General features: G+C 61.6%; 21 protein-coding genes. 13 read left to right on the top strand and 8 right to left on the bottom strand.

The features are described 5' to 3' along the window. Positions 1 to 28: 28 nt before the first annotated feature. Positions 29 to 904 (top strand): prephenate dehydrogenase, encoded by an 876-nt coding sequence (locus BN1969_RS05375; RefSeq protein WP_050623363.1) that lies wholly within the window; start codon positions 29 to 31, stop codon positions 902 to 904. A 560-nt stretch (positions 905 to 1,464) separates the two neighbouring features. Here BN1969_RS05375 and BN1969_RS05370 read toward each other — a convergent pair. After that, a complete protein-coding gene (locus BN1969_RS05370; RefSeq protein WP_050623362.1) occupies positions 1,465 to 2,052 on the bottom strand; it encodes a GNAT family N-acetyltransferase in 588 nt (195 codons plus the stop codon). A 299-nt stretch (positions 2,053 to 2,351) separates the two neighbouring features. On the opposite strand from BN1969_RS05370, the gene BN1969_RS05365 reads away from it, so the two are divergent. The 6 genes from BN1969_RS05365 to obgE all read left to right on the top strand — a co-directional run bounded on the left by BN1969_RS05365 (position 2,352) and on the right by obgE (position 6,872). Next, positions 2,352 to 3,479: a metallophosphoesterase gene (locus BN1969_RS05365; protein ID WP_050623361.1), complete on the top strand. Its 1,128-nt coding sequence runs from the start codon at positions 2,352 to 2,354 to the stop codon at positions 3,477 to 3,479. Positions 3,480 to 3,483: 4 nt separating this feature from the next. Beyond that, positions 3,484 to 4,401 carry a DUF2156 domain-containing protein gene (locus BN1969_RS05360; protein WP_050623360.1) on the top strand — a complete coding sequence of 306 codons (918 nt, stop codon included), beginning with the start codon at positions 3,484 to 3,486 and terminating at the stop codon, positions 4,399 to 4,401. Positions 4,402 to 4,547: 146 nt separating this feature from the next. Next, positions 4,548 to 4,859 (top strand): 50S ribosomal protein L21, encoded by a 312-nt coding sequence (rplU, locus tag BN1969_RS05355; protein WP_050623359.1) that lies wholly within the window; start codon positions 4,548 to 4,550, stop codon positions 4,857 to 4,859. 2 nt (positions 4,860 to 4,861) lie between these two features. Next, positions 4,862 to 5,191 (top strand): ribosomal-processing cysteine protease Prp, encoded by a 330-nt coding sequence (locus tag BN1969_RS05350; RefSeq protein WP_050623358.1) that lies wholly within the window; start codon positions 4,862 to 4,864, stop codon positions 5,189 to 5,191. 3 nt (positions 5,192 to 5,194) lie between these two features. Next, a complete protein-coding gene (gene rpmA, locus BN1969_RS05345; protein ID WP_050623357.1) occupies positions 5,195 to 5,479 on the top strand; it encodes a 50S ribosomal protein L27 in 285 nt (94 codons plus the stop codon). A 112-nt stretch (positions 5,480 to 5,591) separates the two neighbouring features. Next, positions 5,592 to 6,872, top strand: a complete 1,281-nt coding sequence (gene obgE / locus BN1969_RS05340) for a GTPase ObgE (RefSeq protein ID WP_050623356.1) — start codon at positions 5,592 to 5,594, stop codon at positions 6,870 to 6,872. Positions 6,873 to 7,082: 210 nt separating this feature from the next. Here obgE and BN1969_RS05335 read toward each other — a convergent pair whose 3' ends face one another. The 5 genes from BN1969_RS05335 to mnmA all read right to left on the bottom strand — a co-directional run bounded on the left by BN1969_RS05335 (position 7,083) and on the right by mnmA (position 10,480). Next, positions 7,083 to 7,517: a hypothetical protein gene (locus BN1969_RS05335; protein ID WP_050623355.1), complete on the bottom strand. Its 435-nt coding sequence runs from the start codon at positions 7,515 to 7,517 to the stop codon at positions 7,083 to 7,085. A 204-nt stretch (positions 7,518 to 7,721) separates the two neighbouring features. After that, complete coding sequence (locus BN1969_RS05330) at positions 7,722 to 8,483, bottom strand: class I SAM-dependent methyltransferase (protein ID WP_050623354.1); 762 nt, start codon at positions 8,481 to 8,483, stop codon at positions 7,722 to 7,724. Positions 8,484 to 8,518: 35 nt separating this feature from the next. Then, positions 8,519 to 9,085, bottom strand: coding sequence for a DUF3795 domain-containing protein (locus BN1969_RS05325; RefSeq protein WP_050623353.1), 567 nt, complete (start codon positions 9,083 to 9,085; stop codon positions 8,519 to 8,521). Positions 9,086 to 9,092: 7 nt separating this feature from the next. Then, entirely contained in the window at positions 9,093 to 9,407 is a 315-nt protein-coding gene (locus BN1969_RS05320) for a hypothetical protein (RefSeq protein WP_050623352.1), read from the bottom strand. Then, positions 9,404 to 10,480 (bottom strand): tRNA 2-thiouridine(34) synthase MnmA, encoded by a 1,077-nt coding sequence (gene mnmA, locus BN1969_RS05315; protein ID WP_050623351.1) that lies wholly within the window; start codon positions 10,478 to 10,480, stop codon positions 9,404 to 9,406. The genes BN1969_RS05320 and mnmA overlap by 4 nt, the downstream gene beginning before the upstream one ends. Before the next feature lie 308 nt (positions 10,481 to 10,788). On the opposite strand from mnmA, the gene nrdD reads away from it, so the two are divergent. The 5 genes from nrdD to BN1969_RS05290 all read left to right on the top strand — a co-directional run bounded on the left by nrdD (position 10,789) and on the right by BN1969_RS05290 (position 17,429). After that, positions 10,789 to 12,915, top strand: a complete 2,127-nt coding sequence (gene nrdD / locus BN1969_RS05310; RefSeq protein WP_050625397.1) for an anaerobic ribonucleoside-triphosphate reductase — start codon at positions 10,789 to 10,791, stop codon at positions 12,913 to 12,915. Between the two features lie 58 nt (positions 12,916 to 12,973). Then, complete coding sequence (gene nrdG, locus BN1969_RS05305) at positions 12,974 to 13,495, top strand: anaerobic ribonucleoside-triphosphate reductase activating protein (RefSeq protein ID WP_050623350.1); 522 nt, start codon at positions 12,974 to 12,976, stop codon at positions 13,493 to 13,495. A 136-nt stretch (positions 13,496 to 13,631) separates the two neighbouring features. Continuing rightward, complete coding sequence (locus BN1969_RS05300) at positions 13,632 to 14,138, top strand: shikimate kinase (RefSeq protein ID WP_050623349.1); 507 nt, start codon at positions 13,632 to 13,634, stop codon at positions 14,136 to 14,138. Between the two features lie 85 nt (positions 14,139 to 14,223). Next, positions 14,224 to 16,056 (top strand): DEAD/DEAH box helicase, encoded by a 1,833-nt coding sequence (locus BN1969_RS05295; protein ID WP_050623348.1) that lies wholly within the window; start codon positions 14,224 to 14,226, stop codon positions 16,054 to 16,056. Positions 16,057 to 16,088: 32 nt separating this feature from the next. After that, a complete protein-coding gene (locus BN1969_RS05290; RefSeq protein WP_050623347.1) occupies positions 16,089 to 17,429 on the top strand; it encodes a butyryl-CoA:acetate CoA-transferase in 1,341 nt (446 codons plus the stop codon). Positions 17,430 to 17,662: 233 nt separating this feature from the next. On the opposite strand, the gene BN1969_RS18205 is transcribed toward BN1969_RS05290, so the two are convergent. Both BN1969_RS18205 and BN1969_RS05285 read right to left on the bottom strand, forming a co-directional pair. Next, on the bottom strand, positions 17,663 to 17,827 hold the full coding sequence (locus BN1969_RS18205) for a hypothetical protein (RefSeq protein WP_187120328.1): 165 nt from the start codon (positions 17,825 to 17,827) through the stop codon (positions 17,663 to 17,665). A gap of 77 nt (positions 17,828 to 17,904) precedes the next feature. Then, the gene (locus BN1969_RS05285; RefSeq protein WP_050623346.1) at positions 17,905 to 18,450 is read right to left on the bottom strand and encodes a putative ABC transporter permease; all 546 of its coding nucleotides are present in this window, start codon (positions 18,448 to 18,450) and stop codon (positions 17,905 to 17,907) included. Between the two features lie 236 nt (positions 18,451 to 18,686). Here BN1969_RS05285 and pyrB point away from each other — a divergent pair, with 236 nt between their 5' ends. Further along, a complete protein-coding gene (pyrB, locus tag BN1969_RS05280; RefSeq protein ID WP_050623345.1) occupies positions 18,687 to 19,748 on the top strand; it encodes an aspartate carbamoyltransferase in 1,062 nt (353 codons plus the stop codon). The last annotated feature ends 89 nt before the right edge of the window (positions 19,749 to 19,837 follow it).

Raw genomic sequence — 19,837 nt, 5'->3', positions numbered from 1 at the left:
ACGCACTTTGGAATCGAGGAGATCGTTTATGAGCAGACAGATCGCGGTCATCGGCCTGGGCCTGATCGGCGGCTCCATCGCTATGGGGCTGAAAGAGTTTGAAGATTTTAAGCGGGTGGGGGTGGATGTGAGCCAGCCCACCCTTCGCTACGCCCTGGAGCAGGGAATTGTGGATCAGGTCTGCGAGGACCCCCGGGAGGCCCTGGCCCAGGCGGATCTGGTGTTCCTCTGCATGCATCCCCGGGGCATCCAGGAGTTCCTCTCTGAGCATCGGGACCACTTCCGCCCCGGCAGCCTGGTCACTGATGTATGCGGCGTGAAGGGCGCCATCGTGGATGCCGCCCGGACCCTGCCCTCCAGTGTATCCTTTCTAGGAGGGCACCCCATGGCAGGCACTGAATTTTCCGGCATTCAGCACGCCCTGCCCAACATGTTCCAGGGGGCCCACTACATCCTCACCCCGGACGAGGGGACCCAGCCGGAGCATCTTGCGCTGATGGAGCGGGTGGCCAGGCATCTGGGCTGTGCCGATGTGGTGTGCACCACCCCGGAGCAGCACGATGCCATCATCGCCTATACCAGCCAGATGATGCACATCATCGCCGTCTCGGTGTGCGACGACCCCAGCCTGTTCGCCTACCAGGGCTTCGAGGGGGACTCCTTCCGGGGCTGCACCCGGGTGGCCGCCCTGGACGTCCCCCTGTGGACCCAGCTCTTCTCCCTGAACGCTCCCGCCCTGACCCAGGCGCTGGAGACGTTGGAGGACAACCTTCGCCTCTACCGCCAGGTCATCCAGTCCGGGGACACCCGTCAGCTGGCGGACAAGCTGGCCTTCTCCGCCGCCCGGAAGCGGAAGATGAACCAGCTGGAGGCAGAACGGGGGGCCACCGGCCGGGGCGCATGACTAGCAGGCAGAGAGCCTGGGGAATCTCTTTCCCCACAAATGACAGCAGAGAGCCCCGGCCGTTAGGCCGGGGCTCTCTGCTTGTGTGTGTTGTAAAGGAGAGGGAGAAATGGGAGAATACTTTGTGATCTTGGGTACAGTGATATCCTACCGAAGAAATACGTCGAAATCATGACCTGCCTATGAACTTTCTGTAAACAGCACGCGTCTCTCCGGACAGCACAGCGCCCCAGCCTTGAGGCCGGGGCGCTGCACCTGTGTGTGTTGTAAAGAGAGGGAGAAATGGGAGGTATCCTATGAAAACTGGGTACGGTCTTATCTTAACGGAGAAGTACTGCTAAATCATGTCCGCAATGTGAATTTTCTGTAAATAGCCCCATCCTGTACCGGAACAGTCTGACACCCCGGTCCATGGGACCGGGGTGTCAGACCTGTGTGTGTTGTAAAAGGAGAGGGAGAAATGGGAGTTTTCTTCTGGGTACGGTGTTATCATACCCAGAAATTAAGGCGAAATCATGTCATCCCTGTGAACTTTCTGTAAACAGAGAATCCCTGCCCGGCTATATGCCCTGCTCCACCATATGGACCCGGGATCGCTCCCAGTATCTGAGGTATGGCCTGCCGCTATTCCCGTCCAGATCCATCTGGTAGAGCCGGAACAGCACCGGGATGTCCTTGGGCTGCCACTGCTCCTCATAGGAGTATTGATAGACCATTCCCAACTTTTTCATCACCGCTCCGCTGTTGGGGTTGTTCACATCGTGAGTGGCTGTGAGATAAGGCAGCCCGTCCCGCCTCACCTGCTCTACCAGGGCCCGGGCTGCCTCCGCAGCGATGCCCCGATGCCAAAACTCATGGCGCAGCCCATAGCCCAGGTCGTGGCTCTCGTCCAGGTCCACCTTGACGTAGCCGATGGGGATGTCGTCCTCCTTGAGGCAGATCGCGTATTGGTATCCCCGCTCTGCCCGGTAGACCGGCTGGTACTGCCTTTCAAAGAGCTGCCTCGCCTCCTCCAGCGACTTCAGGGGGAACCACGGGAGGAAGGTATTGGCCTCCACGTCTCCAAAAATGGCCAGTATGGCCGCTGCGTCCTCCGCTGTGAACCGCCGCAGGCGCAGCCGCTCCGTCTCCAGCTCCGGTGTATTCATTGCGCTCCGCTCCCCTTCTGTTTTCCTGTTGGCTCATTTTGTTCCGGTCAGGTCATTCTACCATATCGCAGGCGGCCCCTGCAAGATGGCCCGCCCACCTCGCCGCCGGGGAATGCGCCCCCCCTGCCATTCTGACCCCCTCCTCTTTCCCCTTCCTGCTAAAAACTCCCCGCAAAACGATAGGTTTTTCTCTCCCCTTTGGCTTGATTCTGTCACAGCTTCTGTGTTATGATAAAGGTTAGAGCATCAGGACCGGGCCCATTCCCGTCCCCACACCCTCCCGGAAAGGAGCACGCCTCATGGCCCTCGCCACTGTTGTCCACCCCGCCCTGGCCCCCAGCAGACGCATCCTGGCGGTCAGCGACATCCACGGCAACCGCGCTTTTTTCCGCGGTCTGCTGGAAAAAGCTGCTTTCTCGTCCCGTGATATTCTGGTGCTGGTAGGGGACATCCTAGAGAAAGGGCCGGACAGTCTGGGCCTGCTGCGGGATATCCTGGAGTTGTCCCAGGACCACACCATTCTCCCTGTCTGCGGCAACTGTGATGGGCTGGTCCTCCGTTTCTTTGAAGATGACCTGTGGGACCAAGGCTTTTTCCGGGTCTATCTTCCCGCCCACCCGGAGAGTATCCTGCGCCAGATGGCCAGGGAAGCCGGCTTTGACCGCTGGGACGACCTGCCCCGCCTGCGGGAGTGCCTGCGCCGGACCTTCCCCTGGGTCTGGGACTGGCTGCGTTCCCTGCCCACCATCCTGGAGAGCGAACACCTGGTCTTTGTCCACGGCGGAGTCCCCTCCCTGGACCGCATGGAGGAGCTGGACGCCTGGCACTGCATGAAAAACGACGACTACTGGGGCCAGGGCCACTCCTTTGCCCACACCGGCAAGTATGTGGTGGTGGGCCACTGGCCCGTCACCCTGTATGACCCCCGCATCCCCTCCGCTGCCCCCATCATCGACCGCGCACGGCACATCATCTCCATCGACGGCGGCTGCGTCCTCAAGCTGGACGGTCAGCTCAACGCCCTTATCATCCCGGAGGAGTCCTCTCCGGACTTCAGCTGGACCGCCTACGACGGGCTGCCCACGGCCCGCGCCCTGGACCCACAGGCGCCTTCGGAGGATTCCCTGAACATCCGCTGGGGCCGCAACCGGGTCGAGGTGCTGGAGCGGGGACCGGAGTTATCTCTGTGCCGCCATCTGGAGACTGGACGGGTGCTCCCCATCCTCACCAGCTATCTTTATGACAGCCCGGAGGGGCTCCGGTGCGAGGACTCCACTGACTACCTTCTGCCCGTCGTGCCGGGGGACTGCCTTTCCATCGTGGCCCGCACCGGAGAGATGGGCACCCTGGTAAAGAAAAACGGCGTCACCGGCTGGTACCGGGGCCGCCTGAATGACGAGACAAAAAGAGAAACAAAAGGAACTTGATCGTATGCTGGATTTCCGACCCCTGCAGCTGGAGGACCTGCCCCGGCTGCGCCCCTATTTTGCTTACAGCGGCAGCCGCCTGTGTGACACCACACCGGGCACCGTTTTCATCTGGCGGGACATGTACCGCACCGAATACGCTCTGTGGGACAACTCTCTCTATTTTAAGGTGGACTATCCTGGCGTAGGTCCCACCTTTACCCTTCCCTTGGGAGGGGGCAGGCTGGAGCAGTTCCGGCAGATCGCCGAATACTGTCTGCAGAACAAGCTGCCCCTGCGTTTTGTCCCCGTCCCCAAGGACGAGCTTGACCGAATGCTCCACTTTTTCCCTGGAAGCACCGCCCAGGCGGACCGGGACACCTTTGACTATCTCTACCGCAGCGAGGACCTGAAGTTTTTCCGGGGCAAAAAACTCAGCGGTCAGCGCAATCACGTCAACCGCTTCCACAAGACCTACGGGACCTGGACCTTCCGCCCTATCGTGCCTGAGGACCTGCCCATGATCCTCGCCCTTCTGGACCGCTATGTCCAGGAGCACGAGAAGGACTCCGTCTCCTATCTGGAGGACCTGAACAAAACCAAGGAGGTCCTGAACAACCTGGACCTCTACGACATGAAGGGCGGCCTGCTGATGGTGGAGGACCGTCTGGCCGGCTTCTCTCTGGGAGAAGTGCTGGGGGACACCCTGTTCATCCACATCGAGAAGGCGGACCGGGAGATCTTTGGTGCCTATCAGATGCTGGTCAGCCAGTTTGCCCAGGCCTATGCCGGGGAGGGGGTCTCCTTCCTGAACCGTGAGGACGACGTGGGCGACCCGGGACTGCGCACCTCCAAGCTGTCCTACCATCCGGTGGCCCTGCTGGAGAAGTATGTGGTGACTGTGCCCGACCCGGTGCTGGCCCTTCCCGGTGCCCGTCCCTAAAACAATTTTTCAAAAAAACTCCCCGTCCCCTTGACAAATCAAAGTCCTATTGATAAACTATCAGAGCCGCTTTGAATGGGCCACAAAATGGGAGCCAGCCTCCCTGCCCCCGACAGCGAGCCCGTTATGAAGGAGTTGAATCATACATGCACGCTATTATTGAGACCGGCGGTAAGCAGTACAAGGTGACCGAGGGCGATACCCTGTTCATCGAGAAGCTGGAGGCCGAGGCCGGACAGGCCATCACCTTCGACAAGGTCCTGGCCATCCTGGACGGCGACAAGGCTACCTTCGGCGCTCCCGTAGTGGAGGGCGCTTCCGTGGCCGCCACTGTGGTGAAGAACGGCAAGGGCAAGAAGGTCCGGATCTTCAAGTACAATCCCAAGAAGGGCTATCGCAAGCGTCAGGGCCATCGTCAGCCCTACACCAAGGTGCAGATCGGCGCCATCCAGGCCTGATCATGACCACCGTGACCTTTCATACCGAGGGCAGCCGCATCGTGAGCTTTGAAGTGCAGGGCCACAGCGGATACGCCCCGGAGGGGGAGGATATCGTCTGCGCCGCCGTCACCAGCGCGGTCCGTCTGGCCGAGTGCGCCGTCAACGACGTGCTGGGGCTGGAGGCCGCCGTCAAGGTCCGGCAGAAGGACGCCTATCTCTCCCTGAAGCTCCCCGCCAAGCTGGGTCAGACCGCCGAGAGCACCTGTCAGACGCTGATGACCGCTCTCATGGTCCACTTCGCCCAGCTGCATGAGGAGTACCCCGATCACATTATCGTCTTGGAGGTGTAAGACATGCTGAAAATCGGTCTGCAGTTTTTCGCCCATAAAAAGGGCGTGGGTTCCACCCGCAACGGCCGTGATTCCGAGGCCAAGCGCCTGGGCGTCAAGCGCGCCGACGGTCAGTTCGTGCTGGCCGGCAATATCCTGGTCCGCCAGCGCGGCACGCACATCCACCCCGGCGTCAACGTGGGCAAGGGCAGCGATGACACCCTGTTCGCCCTGAAGTCCGGCAAGGTGAAGTTTGAGCGTCTGGGCAAGGACCGCAAGCAGGTCTCCATCGTGGAGATCGCTCAGTAATTGAGCTGCTGAAAAAAGCCGCAAACGGATGGCGTTTGCGGCTTTCTTTTTCTCATTCCGCCGCCGGGCCCCGTCCGGCGTCACTTCCAACCCTGAAAAGGAGGTGCCTGTTATGGCAGCACCCTTTGTAGACACCGCGAAGATCACCGTCCGCTCCGGCAGCGGCGGAAACGGCGTGGTCTCCTTCCACCGGGAAAAATATGTGGCCGCCGGCGGCCCGGACGGCGGCGACGGCGGCCGGGGGGGCAACGTGGTGGTCACCGTGGACGATCACATGTCCACCCTGATGGACTTCCGCTATAAGCGGAAATACGTGGCGGGCAACGGCGCCCCCGGGGGCGGCAACCGCCGCACCGGCAGGGACGGGGAGGACCTGCTCCTCCAGGTGCCCCGGGGCACCGTCATCCGGGATGCCGCCACCGGCGAGATCATCCGGGATATGTCTGACGAGACCCCCTTTATCCTGTGCCGGGGCGGCCGGGGCGGATGGGGCAACCAGCACTTTGCCACCCCCACCCGCCAGGTCCCCCGCTTCGCCAAGCCCGGCCTGCCCGGGGAGAGCCGGGAGGTTGTGCTGGAGCTGAAGCTGCTGGCCGACGTGGGGCTGGTGGGCTTTCCCAACGTGGGCAAGTCCACCCTGCTCAGCGTGGTCAGCCGGGCCCAGCCCAAGATCGCCAACTACCACTTCACCACTCTGTTCCCCAATCTGGGGGTGGTTTATGTGGAGGAGGGGGTCTCCTTCGTCATGGCCGATATCCCCGGTATCATCGAGGGCGCCGCCGACGGCGCCGGCCTGGGCCACGACTTTCTGCGCCATGTGGACCGCTGCCGGCTGCTGATCCACGTGGTGGATGTGTCCGGCTCCGAGGGCCGGGACCCGGTGGAGGACTTCGAGGCCATCAATGCCGAGCTGAAGCAGTACTCCCCCGAGCTGGCCGGCCGGAAAATGATCGTGGCCGCCAACAAGGTGGACATCATGGAGGACCCCGCCCTGCTGGACCGGCTGCGCGCCCATGTGGAGTCCCAGGGCATGGAGCTCTTCGAGATCTCCGCCGCCGCCCACCAGGGCACCCGGGAGCTGGTGAAGCGGGCTGCCCAGGAGCTCCAGCAGCTGCCCCCTGTGGTGGTCTACGAGCCCACCTACGTGGAGCGTCCCCCCGAGGTGGACACCAACGGCAGCGTGTCCATCGAGAAGTTCGATGACACCTGGGTGGTGGAGGCCCCCTGGCTCCAGCAGCTCATTGCCAGCGTCAACTTTGGGGATTTCGAGTCCCGCAACTGGTTTGACCAGAAGCTGCGCCAGTCCGGTCTGTTCGACAAACTGGAGGAGATGGGCATCCAGGACGGAGATATCGTCTCCCTGTATGACCTGGAGTTCGAGTACCAGAGATAACCGCCGACAGCTTTCTCGGTCTCCTCTTTCTTTGTCCCCTTATAGGTTCCTCCCACACACATCTTTACGAGAACGCAGAAGGGTATGCCTCAGATGGCATACCCTTCTGTTTTTCGTTCTTGGAGGTCGCACAGTCAGCAAATCTATGGGCCTAGAGAAGGAAACGAGCAGATATTAAGATGTTAGAAGTGGTAAGACTTAAATGTCAAATTAAATTCTTTCTTTGAAGTAAATACCCACTCTCTCCCCTATTTTAAACGCGATCCAACAAATGGCCAAAGGAAATATGCGCATTATTAAGTGATATTTGTCTCCTGGAAATATCAAATCTGGCAGAACATAGTGAAATGGTGCGGATACCCCTGATACGATCAGCGCCAATACAACATATTTTTGGATCCATCCTATAAAATTGACCAAGAACAATATAAAGGGAGTCACAAAAAAGTATAGGCTGTTCTTTTTGTGTTGTTTACTGGAAAAAAAGAATGCACAGAAAAAGAAATAGGCTAAAAATACTGCAGACATGATCGCCAGGATCACTAAGTATTTTATTCCATGGAAGGGCACCTGTAATTGAAGGAAAAAAATCAACAGTCCAATCAGCGGGGACAAGCTCCCCAAAAGTATCAATTTCAGCTTCATTTTTTCCATCTCCTTTTTAGGCTCTACAGTCCCTTCTTTTGTTCTTTCATTGTGCCATATATTCATTTACATTTCAAGAAATTTTTGGATATATTTAATAATAATTTCCTTTTCTGTAAAGGAATAATTCATCTACTGCTTTGGCTCTCCCCTCCGCACCACGTCTCCGTGTGCACCGCGCACCGGTGCCCCCGGCCAGCTTGGTCATCCGGCCGTCTTCCTTGCCTTCATGCGGATGCGGACGTAGTCCACGAACCACTTCCCGTCGCGGAACAGGGCAGGCCGCAGCTCCTCCACCGCCGCCCGGAGGAGCTCATCCCCCAGGGCAGGCTCCAACCCCTCAAAGGGTTTTTTGACGAACATGCGGACCCAGTCGGCCAGGCCGTCCCCCGTCTTCTGCTCTGTGGGCCGGTCAAACAGCACCGCGTATTCCACCCGGAAGCCCGCCCGCTCCAAAATGGGAGCGTACTCCCCGATAGTAGGGAAGTAGAAGGTCCTGGGATAGGCCAGCCCCCTCCGCGCGAACTGTCGCTCCAGCGACGAGTGGACCCGCTCCGCGCAGCCCTTCCCGCCGAATTCAAAGATAAACTGCCCGCCCGGCTTCAGCTGGGCGGCCACGTTGCGGGCCAGGGCCTGCTGCCGGCTCCCGTCGATCCAGTGGAGCACAGCATTAGAAAAAATGACGTCTGCCTTCTCCTCCAGCTGGAAGGTGACCGCATCCCCCTTTTGGAAGGGCAGTCCGGGATGAAGGGCCCGGGCCTCGGCCACCATCTCGGCGGAGTCGTCCACCCCCAGCACCCGGTATCCTCGGTCCGCCAGCTTCTGGGTCAGGGCCCCGTTGCCGCACCCCAGATCCACCACCAGGCCTCCTGCTTCCGCCTCCACCAGCTCCAGCACGCTCTCACCGTATCGGTGGACAAAATCAAAGTTTTCTGTGTACTTTCCCGCTTCCCACTGAATATTCATCGGTCTTTCTCCACCTTTTCCACGTTCTTTCCAGTTCAGGGCTTCCGCTGCCGCTCCAGCTTCAGGGAGACCCCCCTGGTCTGCGCCCGCTCCCGGAACAGCTCAGCCGCCCGGCTCCCCCGTTCCTTCTGCTCCTCCGGGGAATACTCTGGGCCGAACTCCTCCTCCAGCCTGGCTATGACCGCCTCCACATCCTCCAGCTCCAGCAGGTTGACAGCGGTGCAGAACAGCGACTTCCGCCGTCCGTCATTGCACCGCTCCAGCAGGAAGCGCAGCCCCTCCATTTTCTTGCCCAGCGTCTCCCGGTAGTGCTCCAGGCCCACCCGCTTCACCGTCTCCAGGTCCCTGCGGGCGTTCCGGTGGGGGATGAAGGAGTCGGCCTGCTCCTGGACATACCGCTGGCAGGGCCAATCCGGACACAGGGAGCAGAACTCCACCCCGCCGTGCTCACCGGCACACCGGAGTATGGGGCAGGATGGCCGTCCCGGCCCGCCGCAGCCCGGACAGTGGGACTCCTCACGGATGTGGTACATGGGGCACAGGCCGCAGTTGAGCCCGCACTGGGAGAAGAGCGGCTCGCTCCTCCGATACTCCCGCTTCATAGGCCGTTCAGCTCCTGGGCCCCTTGGGGATCTTGGACTTGGGGCCCCGCCAGAACTGGAATTGGATGCCCACCGCCACCAGCAGCAGGATCAGGCCCACCAGGGTGAGCCACGCAGAGAGCACGTCGTCCAGCAGGCCGCCGGACTCCATCATTTGGCACACCGCCAGGAAGATCAGGTCCACGAACAGCAGATTCCGGGCCGCGGGGCTGAATTTTTTGGTCCGGCTGTTCTCCTGGAGCGCCTGGGGGTCCTCTCCTGCCTTCTGGCCGGGGCGGTAATTGTAGTTGGAATTCTTTCTCTGGCTGCGCTTTTTGCTCATGACTCTCTTCCTTTCTGAATGGTGGCCCCGCCGATCACCAGGTCGCCGTCGTAAAAGACCACTGCCTGGCCCGGGGTGACCGCCCGCTGGGGCTGGTCGAACTCCACGCGCACGGTGTCCGGTCCCGTCTGCTCAATGGTGCAGGGCTGCTCCTGCTGGCGGTAGCGGATACGGGCCTTGGCCCGGATAGGCGCACTGAGGCTGTCTGTGGGGATCAGGTTCAGCCGGTCCGCTGTCAGGACGCGGGTGAACAGGGCGGCGTTGTCCGACAGGACCACCGCATTGTCCTCCGGCCGCAGCTCCTTCACGTACAGCCGCCCCTCCGAGGAGATCCCCAGTCCCCTGCGCTGGCCCACCGTATAGGAGACGATCCCCTCATGGGTTCCCAGACGCCTGCCGTTCTGATCCAGGAAGGGCCCCGGAGGGTACTCCCTCCCCATGTACCGGCGGAGGAAAGCGGCATAATCCCCGTCTGGGATGAAGCAGATATCCTGGCTCTCCTTCTTCTCCGCGTTGCCGAAGCCCTGCCGTGCGGCAATGGCCCGGATCTCCTCCTTGGACAGCCCCCCCAGGGGGAATCGGCTGCGGGACAGCTGCTCCTGGGTCAGGCTGTACAACACGTAGCTCTGGTCCTTCTCCGGGTGGAGGGCCTTTTTCAGCAGACAGCGGCCAGTGGCGCCGTCCCGCTCCATGCGCACATAGTGGCCGGTGGCCACCGCCTCCGCCCCCAGCTCCAGGGACCTGCGGAGCAGCTCCCCGAACTTGATCCCCCGGTTGCAGTCCACGCAGGGGTTAGGGGTGCAGCCCGCCTCATAGGCCGCCGCGAAGGGGCGGATCACCCGCTCCCGGAAGCAGGTCCGGCAGTCCAGCACCTGGTGGGGCATCCCCAGCCGCTCCGCCACCGCCCGAGCGTCCGCCAGGTCGTCACTGGCGCCGCATGTCCCTTCCGGCGTCTCCCGGTCGAACAGCCTCAGGGTCACCCCCATCAGCTCATGCCCCTCCCGCTGGAGCAGCCATGCCGCCACCGAGCTGTCCACTCCTCCGCTCATCGCCACTGCGATCCGCTCTCCCATGGGTCTCTCCTTCCCAGATGAAAATCGTCAAAACGCTGAAAATTTGAGTCCAGTATATCACGTTTTTCCCGCCGGGGCAACCTCCCGCCGGCGGAAAACTCCCGCACCCCCCGATTTTCCGCCCTTTCCCTGGCAAAACAGATTTTGTGGTCTTTTTTTGTTTTTAAAAAAATCACCCACAAGATATAGTGGACACCACATGCCGCTTATGGTATAATCAGGGCCCGGCAGAGTTTTATGCGGGCGGCCCCGGCCCCCGCTCACCCACTTACAAAGGATTCAAGGGAGAGGAGTACGCCATGAGCGCCATCAAAGTCATCAAGCGGGACGGGACCATCGTGGACTACGACCGCAGCAAGATCAAGCTCGCCATCCAAAAGGCCAACGCCGAGGTCCCGGAGGAGGACCGCATCCAGGAGGCGCGCATCGACTCCATCATCGACAGCATCGAGGCCCGCAGGCGCCAGCGCCTGCTGGTGGAGGACATCCAGGACATGGTGGAGCAGGCCCTGGTAGCGGAGAATAAGTTCCTGCTGGCCAAGACCTACATCATCTACCGCTATACCCGCGCCCTGGTCCGTAAGCAGAACACCACCGACGAGTCCATCCTCTCCCTGCTGCGCAACGAGAACAAGGAGCTGGCGGAGGAGAACTCCAACAAGAACACCATGATCGCTGCCACCCAGCGGGACTACATCGCCGGCGAGGTGAGCCGGGACCTGACCCGGCGCATCCTGCTGCCCGAGTACATCTCCAAGGCCCACGACGAGGGAGCCATCCACTTCCACGACGCGGACTATTTCATCCAGCCCATCTTCAACTGCTGCCTCATCAACATCGGGGACATGCTGGACAACGGCACCGTGATGAACGGCAAGCTCATTGAGAGCCCCAAGAGCTTCCAGGTGGCCTGCACCGTCACCACCCAGATCATCGCCTGTGTGGCCTCCAACCAGTACGGCGGGCAGTCCGTGGATATGAGCCACCTGGGCAAGTACCTGCGCCGCAGCAAGGAGAAGTTCAGAAAGCACATCACCTATGAGTGCGCCGGTCAGGTGGACGACGCCACCATCGAGCGACTGGTGGCCGACCGGCTGAAGGACGAGCTGAAGAGCGGCGTTCAGACCATCCAGTACCAGATCAACACCCTGATGACCACCAACGGCCAGTCCCCCTTCGTCACCCTGTTCCTGAACCTTCAGGAAGGTGACCCCTATCTGGAGGAGAACGCCATGATCGTAGAGGAGGTGCTGCGCCAGCGGCTGGAGGGCATCAAGAACGAGAAGGGGGTCTACATCACCCCCGCTTTCCCCAAGCTGGTATACGTGCTGGACGAGCACAACTGCCTGAAGGGCGGCAAGTATGACTACATTACCGAGCTGGCCGTCAAGTGCTCCGCCAAGCGGATGTACCCCGACTATATCTCCGCCAAGAAGATGCGGGAGAACTACGAGGGCAACGTGTTCTCCCCCATGGGCTGCCGCTCCTTTCTCTCCCCCTGGAAGGACGAGAATGGGAACTACAAGTTCGAGGGCCGCTTCAACCAGGGCGTGGTCTCCCTGAACCTGCCCCAGATCGGCATCCTGGCCCGGGGGGATGAGGAGAAGTTCTGGCAGCTGCTGGACCAGCGGCTCCAGTTGTGCTTCGAGGCCCTCATGTGCCGCCACAACGCCCTGAAGAACGTGCGCTCCGACTCCAGCCCCATCCACTGGCAGTACGGCGCCATTGCCCGCCTGCCCAAGGGGGCCCCCATCGAGCCCCTGCTCTATGGCGGCTACTCCTCCATCTCCCTGGGCTATATCGGCCTGTACGAGGTGACCAAGCTGGTGAAGGGCTGCTCCCAGACCACCCCTGAGGGACAGGCCTTCTCCCTGAAGGTGATGGAGCGGCTGCGCTCCGCCTGCGACACCTGGAAGAAGGAGACCAACATCGGCTTTGCCCTGTACGGCACCCCCGCCGAGTCCCTGTGCTACCGCTTCGCCCGCATTGATAAGGAGCGCTTCGGGACGATACCAGATGTAACTGACAAGGGTTATTATACAAACAGCTATCACGTGGACGTGCGGGAGCACATCGACGCCTTCTCCAAGTTCACCTTTGAGAGCCAGTTCCAGAAGATCTCCACCGGCGGATGCATCTCCTATGTGGAGATCCCCAACATGCGCCACAACCTGGAGGCTCTGAAAGAGGTGGTCCGGTTCATCTACGACAACATCCAGTACGCCGAGTTCAACACCAAGAGCGACTACTGCCAGTGCTGCGGCTATGATGGGGAGATCACCATCAACGACGACCTGCAGTGGGAGTGCCCGGTGTGCCACAACACCGACCAGGCCAAGATGAACGTCACCCGCCGCACCTGCGGCTACCTGGGAGAGAACTACTGGAACGTGGGCAAGACCAAGGAGATCAAGTCCCGGGTGCTGCACCTATAAAAATATAGGATGTATCTCTGCCCTGCGGGGCGGAGATACATATGAGTAAGAGGTTTTTATGAACTACGCCGACATCCGCCCCATTGACGTGGCCAACGGACCGGGCGTCCGGGTCTCCCTCTTTGTGTCCGGCTGCCCCCATCGCTGCCCCGGCTGCTTCAATCCGGAGACCTGGGATTTCCAATATGGCCAGGGATTCGGGGAGGAACAGGTCCGCTCCATCCTGGATCTGCTCCGCCCCGGCTATATCCGCGGGCTGACCCTGCTGGGGGGCGAGCCCATGGCCCCGGCGAATCAGCCGGAGGTGCTCTCCCTGGTACGCCGGGTGCGGCAGGAGCTCCCCGGCAGGGATATCTGGTGCTACACCGGCTACCTCTACGAGGAGCTGGCCGCCGGCCGGGTGGGTCCGCTGGACCGGGAACTTCTTCATGAGCTGGATGTGCTGGTGGACGGCCCCTTCCTTCTGGAGCAGAAGGACATCCGCCTCCGTTTCCGTGGCAGTGCCAACCAGCGTATCCTGGATGTTCCCCGGTCCCTGGCGGCCGTGGAGGCCCTCTGGTGGGACAGCTCCCAGGACTGAATCCAGCGGCAGCCCTGAGCTTTCAGGGCTGCCGCTCCTGTTTTTATCCTGCTGGGCGTACATTTCCCCTTCCTTTTTCCGGGTTTTTGTGTTAAACTAATTCGGATATCAGTCTGTACAGAGGTAGGATCACGCTTTGGACAACATCATTCTCATCGGCATGCCCGGCTCGGGCAAGAGCACTGTGGGTGTTCTTCTGGCCAAAGCCTTGGGCTACGGCTTTCTGGACACCGACCTGGTGATCCAGCAGCGGGAGGGCCTGCTGCTCCAGGACATCCTGGACCAGTTCGGGGTGAAGCACTTCCTCCAGGTGGAGGAGGAGGCCATCTGCACCGTGGACTGCCGCCGCACCGTCATCGCCCCAGGGGGCAGCGCCGTCTGCCGGGAGGGGACCATGGCCCACCTGAAGGAGCTGGGCCCCGTGGTCTATCTCCGGGTCCCTATGGAGGAGCTGACCAGCCGCATCCAGAACCTGGCTACCAGGGGAATCGCCATGGAGCCGGGGCAGACCCTGGCGGACGTGCTGGCCCAGCGCGCCCCCCTCTACGAGCGCTATGCCGATTTGACGGTGGACTGCCTTCCTGGGCAGACCTTGGCCCAGACCACTCAGATGGTCCTGGCCCTTCTGAACGGCCGCCGGTGATCCCGGCAGCCCGCCCCAGCCCCCGGGGAAATGGGGGCCCGGCGCGGCGCTGACCGCGCCCGGATCACGAAAAAGGAAGAGCTGAATGACATTTCGCGACTTAGGGCTCATCGCCCCCATCCTCTCCGCCCTGGAGGAACAGGGCTACACCCGGCCGTCCCCCATTCAGGAGAAGGCCATCCCCCCTGCCCTGGAAGGGCGTGACGTGCTGGGCTGTGCCCAGACCGGCACAGGCAAGACCTGCGCCTTTGCCGCCCCCATCCTTCAGCGGCTCAGTGCCGCCCCGGTGAAGGGCCGCCCCATCCGCGCCCTGATCCTCACCCCCACCCGGGAACTGGCCATCCAGATCGGTGACAGCTTCCAGGCCTATGGCAGCCATCTGTCCCTGCGCCACGCTGTCATCTTCGGCGGTGTGGGCCAGAACCCCCAGGTGGAGGCCCTCAACCGGGGGGTGGACATCCTGGTGGCCACCCCTGGCCGGCTGATGGACCTCCACGACCAGGGGTTCGTCCATCTGGAGCAGCTGGAGATCTTCGTGCTGGACGAGGCCGACCGCATGCTGGACATGGGCTTCATCCACGACGTGAAGAAGATCCTGAAGTGGCTGCCCGCCCGGAAGCAGACCATGCTCTTCTCTGCCACCATGCCGCCGGAGATCGCCGATCTGGTCAACTCTCTCCTCCGCTCCCCTGTCCGGGTGGCGGTGGACCCGGTCTCCTCCCCTGTGGAGGCTATCCGGCAGTCGGTGTACTTCGTGGACAAGGGCAATAAGACCCGGCTGCTGGCCCAGCTGATCCAGGAGCTGGCGGTGAAAAACGCCCTGGTCTTTACCCGCACCAAGCACGGGGCCAACAAGGTGGCCCGGGAGCTGAGCAAGTACGGGATCACCGCCGCCGCCATCCACGGCAACAAGAGCCAGACCGCCCGCCAGCAGGCCCTGGCCGACTTCAGGGCCGGGAAACTCCAGGCCCTGGTGGCCACTGACATCGCCGCCCGGGGGCTGGACATCGAAGAGCTGTCCCATGTCTTCAACTACAATCTGCCCGAGGTGCCTGAGACCTATGTCCACCGAATCGGCCGGACCGGACGGGCGGGCCGTGGCGGCGAGGCTATCGCCTTCTGCGACTTCTCCGAGAAACCTCTGCTCCGGGAGATCGAAAAGCTGACCCACCGCTCCATCCCCGTGGTGGAGGAGCACCCCTGGCCCATGCAGGTCTTCGAGCTTCCCAAAAAGGATAAGAACGGCCGCACTATCAATGAGGAGGACGCCGAGGCCCGAGCCGCCGCCCGTGAGCTGCGCCGGGAGCGGGAGGCCGCCCGCCAGGCCGCAGCTCAGGAGAAACAGGAGAAGTCCGCTCAGGCTTCTGCCCCGTCCCCAGAGGCCATGGTGGAGGGCGGAGAGAAGAAGAAGCGCCGCCGCAGGCGGAGCAAGTCCAAGGGGGAGGCGCCCGCCGCCCCGGCGGAGTCCCCGCTGCCCGCTCAGGCTCCCGCCCGCCCCAAGCTGACCCGGCCCGGCACCCGCCTGGAGACGGGCAGCGCCATGCCCTGCACTGAGTTCGACCGCCCCGACCCCCTGGCTGGGGACCGGGTCATGGACGCCACTGCCCGTCTGCTGGCTCCCCGCCGGCTGACTCTCTCCCCGGTATCCTCCAGGGAGGAGCACGGGCGCCCCCGAAAGCGCTCTGCTGGACAGGCCGCTCAGCCCCGCCAGAAGAGCGAGGGCCAGAAGGGCCGCTCTGCCCACACCGCCCCCCAGGCGGAGAGCCGGAAGCCGGCGCCGTCCAAGCATAAAAAGTCCTCCCAGGGCCGCGGGCAGGACCGCCGCCGCTCCTTCCAGGACCCGCCCCGTCCCACCGGACATCCCAAGGACTCCACCGAGCAGGAAAGCTTGATGAAGCCCTATTACCTGGATATCTGACCGCAAATACAGATGAGTTTGGAGGTTATTTCATGGATTATCAAGCAATGTACCAGCAGAAGCTGACCACGGCCGAGGAGGCCGTCAAGGTGGTCAGATCCGGCGACTGGGTGGACTACACCTGGTGCACCAACCATCCCATTGCCCTGGACAAGGCTCTCGCCGCCCGCAGGGATGAGCTCACCGATGTAAAGGTCCGGGGCGGCGTCACCATGTGGATGCCCGAGATCGCCAAGGCGGAGGACGCCGGCGACCACTTCACCTGGCACTCCTGGCACTGCAGCGGCATCGACCGCAAGATCATCACCAAGGGCATGGGCTACTTCAGTCCCATGCGCTACTCCGAGCTGCCCCGCTTCTACCGGGAGAATCTGGCCCCTGTGGACGTGGTGATGCTCCAGACCACCCCCATGGATGCCCATGGCAACTTCAACTTCGGCCTGGCGGCCTCCCACCTGGCCGACCTGATGTCCCGTGCCAAGTGCATTATCGTGGAGGTCAACGAGAATATGCCCTGGGTGTACGGCCTCACCGGCACCGAGATCAACATCCAGGACGTGACCTATGTCGTGGAGGGGGACAATCCCCCCGTGGCTCAGCTGGGCGCAGGCGGCGAGCCTACCGACGTGGACCGGGCCGTGGCCAACCTGGTGGTGCCCCAGATTCCCAACGGGGCCTGCCTCCAGCTGGGCATCGGCGGCATGCCCAACACCATCGGCGCCATGATCGCCCAGTCTGACCTGAAGGACCTGTCTGTCCACACGGAGATGTATGTGGATGGCTTCGTGGACATGGCGGCCGCCGGCAAGATCACCGGCCGGCACAAGGCCCTTGACAAGGGCCGCCAGGTCTTTGCCTTCGCCGCCGGCTCCCAGAAGCTCTATGACTACGTCGACCGCAACCCCGACGTGATGGGTGCCCCGGTAGACTACACCAACGATGTGCGGGTCATCGCTCAGATCGACAACTTCATCTCCATCAACAACGCCATCGACATAGACCTGTTCGGCCAGATCAACGCCGAGTCCGCCGGCATCAAGCACATCTCCGGCACCGGCGGCCAGCTGGACTTCGCCATGGGCGCCTACCTGTCCAACGGCGGCAAAAGCTTCATCTGCATGTCCTCCACCGTCACCGGCAAGGACGGTACTGTCAAGAGCCGCATCGTCCCCACCCTGACCCAGGGCTCCATCTGCACCGACCCCCGCTCCTGCGGCCACTATGTGGTCACGGAGTACGGCATGATCAATCTGAAGGGCCTGTCCACCTGGGAGCGGGCGGAGGCCATCATCTCCATCGCCCACCCCGACTTCCGGGAGCAGCTCATTGCCGACGCCGAAAAAATGCACATCTGGCGCAGGAGCAATAAGTGATCCTTTTCCCGTCAAATATACAGGGCCGCGGATGGTGTGCATCCGCGGCCCTGTATATTTCGAATCCCCTTTTTTCAGTGGCAGATGTTTCAGGATGAGACCGGAGAGCTCGAGGGGGCGGCAGCCCGCCTGGAATGGAATCACATCCCCTAGCCCTTGCAGAGCAAGGGCTGCGGCGAGCAAATCGAGGACTTTTCCCGCAGTCAGAGTGGTCCATCCGCGGACCGCTCTGTTCATCCACACAGGCTCCATTGAAAGTTCTCCAGCTTCAGCCGGCTCCCCACCGTGGTCCCCTCCGGGAGCAGAAACATGGTCAGGGAGTGTTTCTGCCCATCATCCGATACCATTTCGGCATAATCTCCATTAATATTGCTCACAGTATAGTAAATTGCCTCCATTTCCGGCCCTCCAGTCCTTCCAGCTCCGATCCCGCTTGCCGCGGTCAGCTTCAGTGTACCGGTTTCTCAGAGGGCTGTCAACCACCCTCCCGGGCCTTTTCCGCCCGCTTTTGATACCACCGCAGACAGTCCCGGTTCCCAGTCACCTTCATCAGCACCCCAGACACCGCCATGTCCGCTGCCACCGTGGCGGCCGCCGTCCAGGTCACCCCAGGCGGGATCAGGGCGGTCAGCCGCGCCACCGCCGGATGGACGAAGTAGATGAGTGGGAGGGCCAGCGCCCCCCAGGCCAGGGAAAAGGGGAGGCATATCTTCCCCTGGATGCTGCCCGGCAGGCCGGTATAATCCCAGAAGGAGACGCCCAGTCCCCGCTCGTACAAAATTGCCATCCCATATTCCGCCGCCGTGGCCGCCAGGCCCCCCAGCAGGAACAGCGTAAAGGGATTCTGAATGACAGTCCGCGGGAGCAGCAGGATCAGGCAGGCCCCCACGCCGTACACCGGGCACAGCGGGAGCACAAGCAGGCTTTTTCGGTCCCCCCGCCCTCCAGTTGCCCGGGCGTAGGCCACCTCCAGCAGGAAGCCGAAAAAGCTGTATAGGATAAAGTTCCAAACCCAGATCAAAGGTCAGCCCTCCATTTCTCTGCTACATAGGGTAGCGAAAATGAGTGGCTTTCATGCGGGCAAATTTTGTCATTAACGGCCAGGTCCCGGGCCTTTTTCTGCCTGCGGTCTGTTTTCCCGGAAGCTGAGTCCATCCTTGGAAAAAGTGGGGCAGACTTTTCCATGATGCCTTGCGGAAAAGGGCGGTTTGTGGTAGGATTACTCGAAGAATACGGATGATAGGAGAGTGGAGCGCGATGCGTCATTTGATCGATTTTGGGGACCTGCCCCGCCATGAGTGGGACGCCCTGTATGCCCGGGCCAGCCAGATCATGGATGACCCATCCCAATTTGTGGACGTGTGTAAGGGCCGGGTGTCGTGCAATCTGTTTTACGAGCCCTCCACCCGCACCAACTTCTCCTTCCAGACCGCCATGCTGCGCCTGGGCGGGACGGTGTTCGGCTTCGCCGATCCTAACTCCTCTTCCGTTGCCAAGGGAGAGACCCTGAAGGACACCATCAAGATGGTCTCCGGCTACGCTGATGTAGTGGTGATGCGCACCCCTTGGGAGGGCTCGGCCAAGGCCGCCTCCCTCTACTCCGCCGTCCCCGTGGTCAATGCCGGCGACGGCGGCCACATGCACCCCACCCAGACCATGGCCGATCTGACCACCATCACCCGCCTGCGGGGGGGCGTAGACGGCCTCTCTCTCGGCCTGTGCGGCGACCTGAAGAACGGACGCACGGTACACTCCCTCATCAAGGCCATGGCCAAGTTCCGGGATATCAAGTTTTTCCTCATCTCTCCCCGGGATCTGGCCGTTCCCGAATATATGCGGGTCTTCATGCGTGAGAACAATATGTGGTTCACCGAGGTCACCGGTCTGGAGTCCGTCATCCCCCAGCTGGATGTCCTCTACATGACCCGCATCCAGCGGGAGCGGTTTGTAGACCCCCTGGAGTATGAGCGCAACAAGGGGATCTATATCCTCACCCGGCGCAAGCTGGAACGGGCCAAGCCCAGCATGCTGGTGATGCATCCCCTCCCCCGGGTGGATGAGATCTCCATCGACGTGGATGACGATCCCCGGGCTGTCTATTTCCAGCAGGCCCGCTACGGGATGTTTGCCCGGATGGCCCTTCTGGAGCATCTGGCCCTCCAACCCCGGGATGACGCTCCTCCCGCTGTGGAGATCGGAACCAAGCCCGTCTGTACCAACCCCCGCTGCATCACCCAGACCGAGCACTATCTCCCGCCTCTGGTCAAAAAGATCGGCGGCGTGGACTGCTGCGGCTTCTGTGACGCCGCTCTGTGCTAAGATTTGATCTCTCCCTGTAAAAATGCCGTTAATTCCGCCTCTTTTCTCTTGACGCAGGCCCCTCTTTCCTTTATCCTTTTTATCATCCC

It is taken from the genome of Clostridium phoceensis (genome assembly GCF_001244495.1).
GTDB classification, from domain to species: domain Bacteria; phylum Bacillota; class Clostridia; order Oscillospirales; family Oscillospiraceae; genus Lawsonibacter; species Lawsonibacter asaccharolyticus.
Note: the sequence above shows the minus strand (reverse complement) of the source record. Positions and strands in the feature narration are given on the sequence as shown.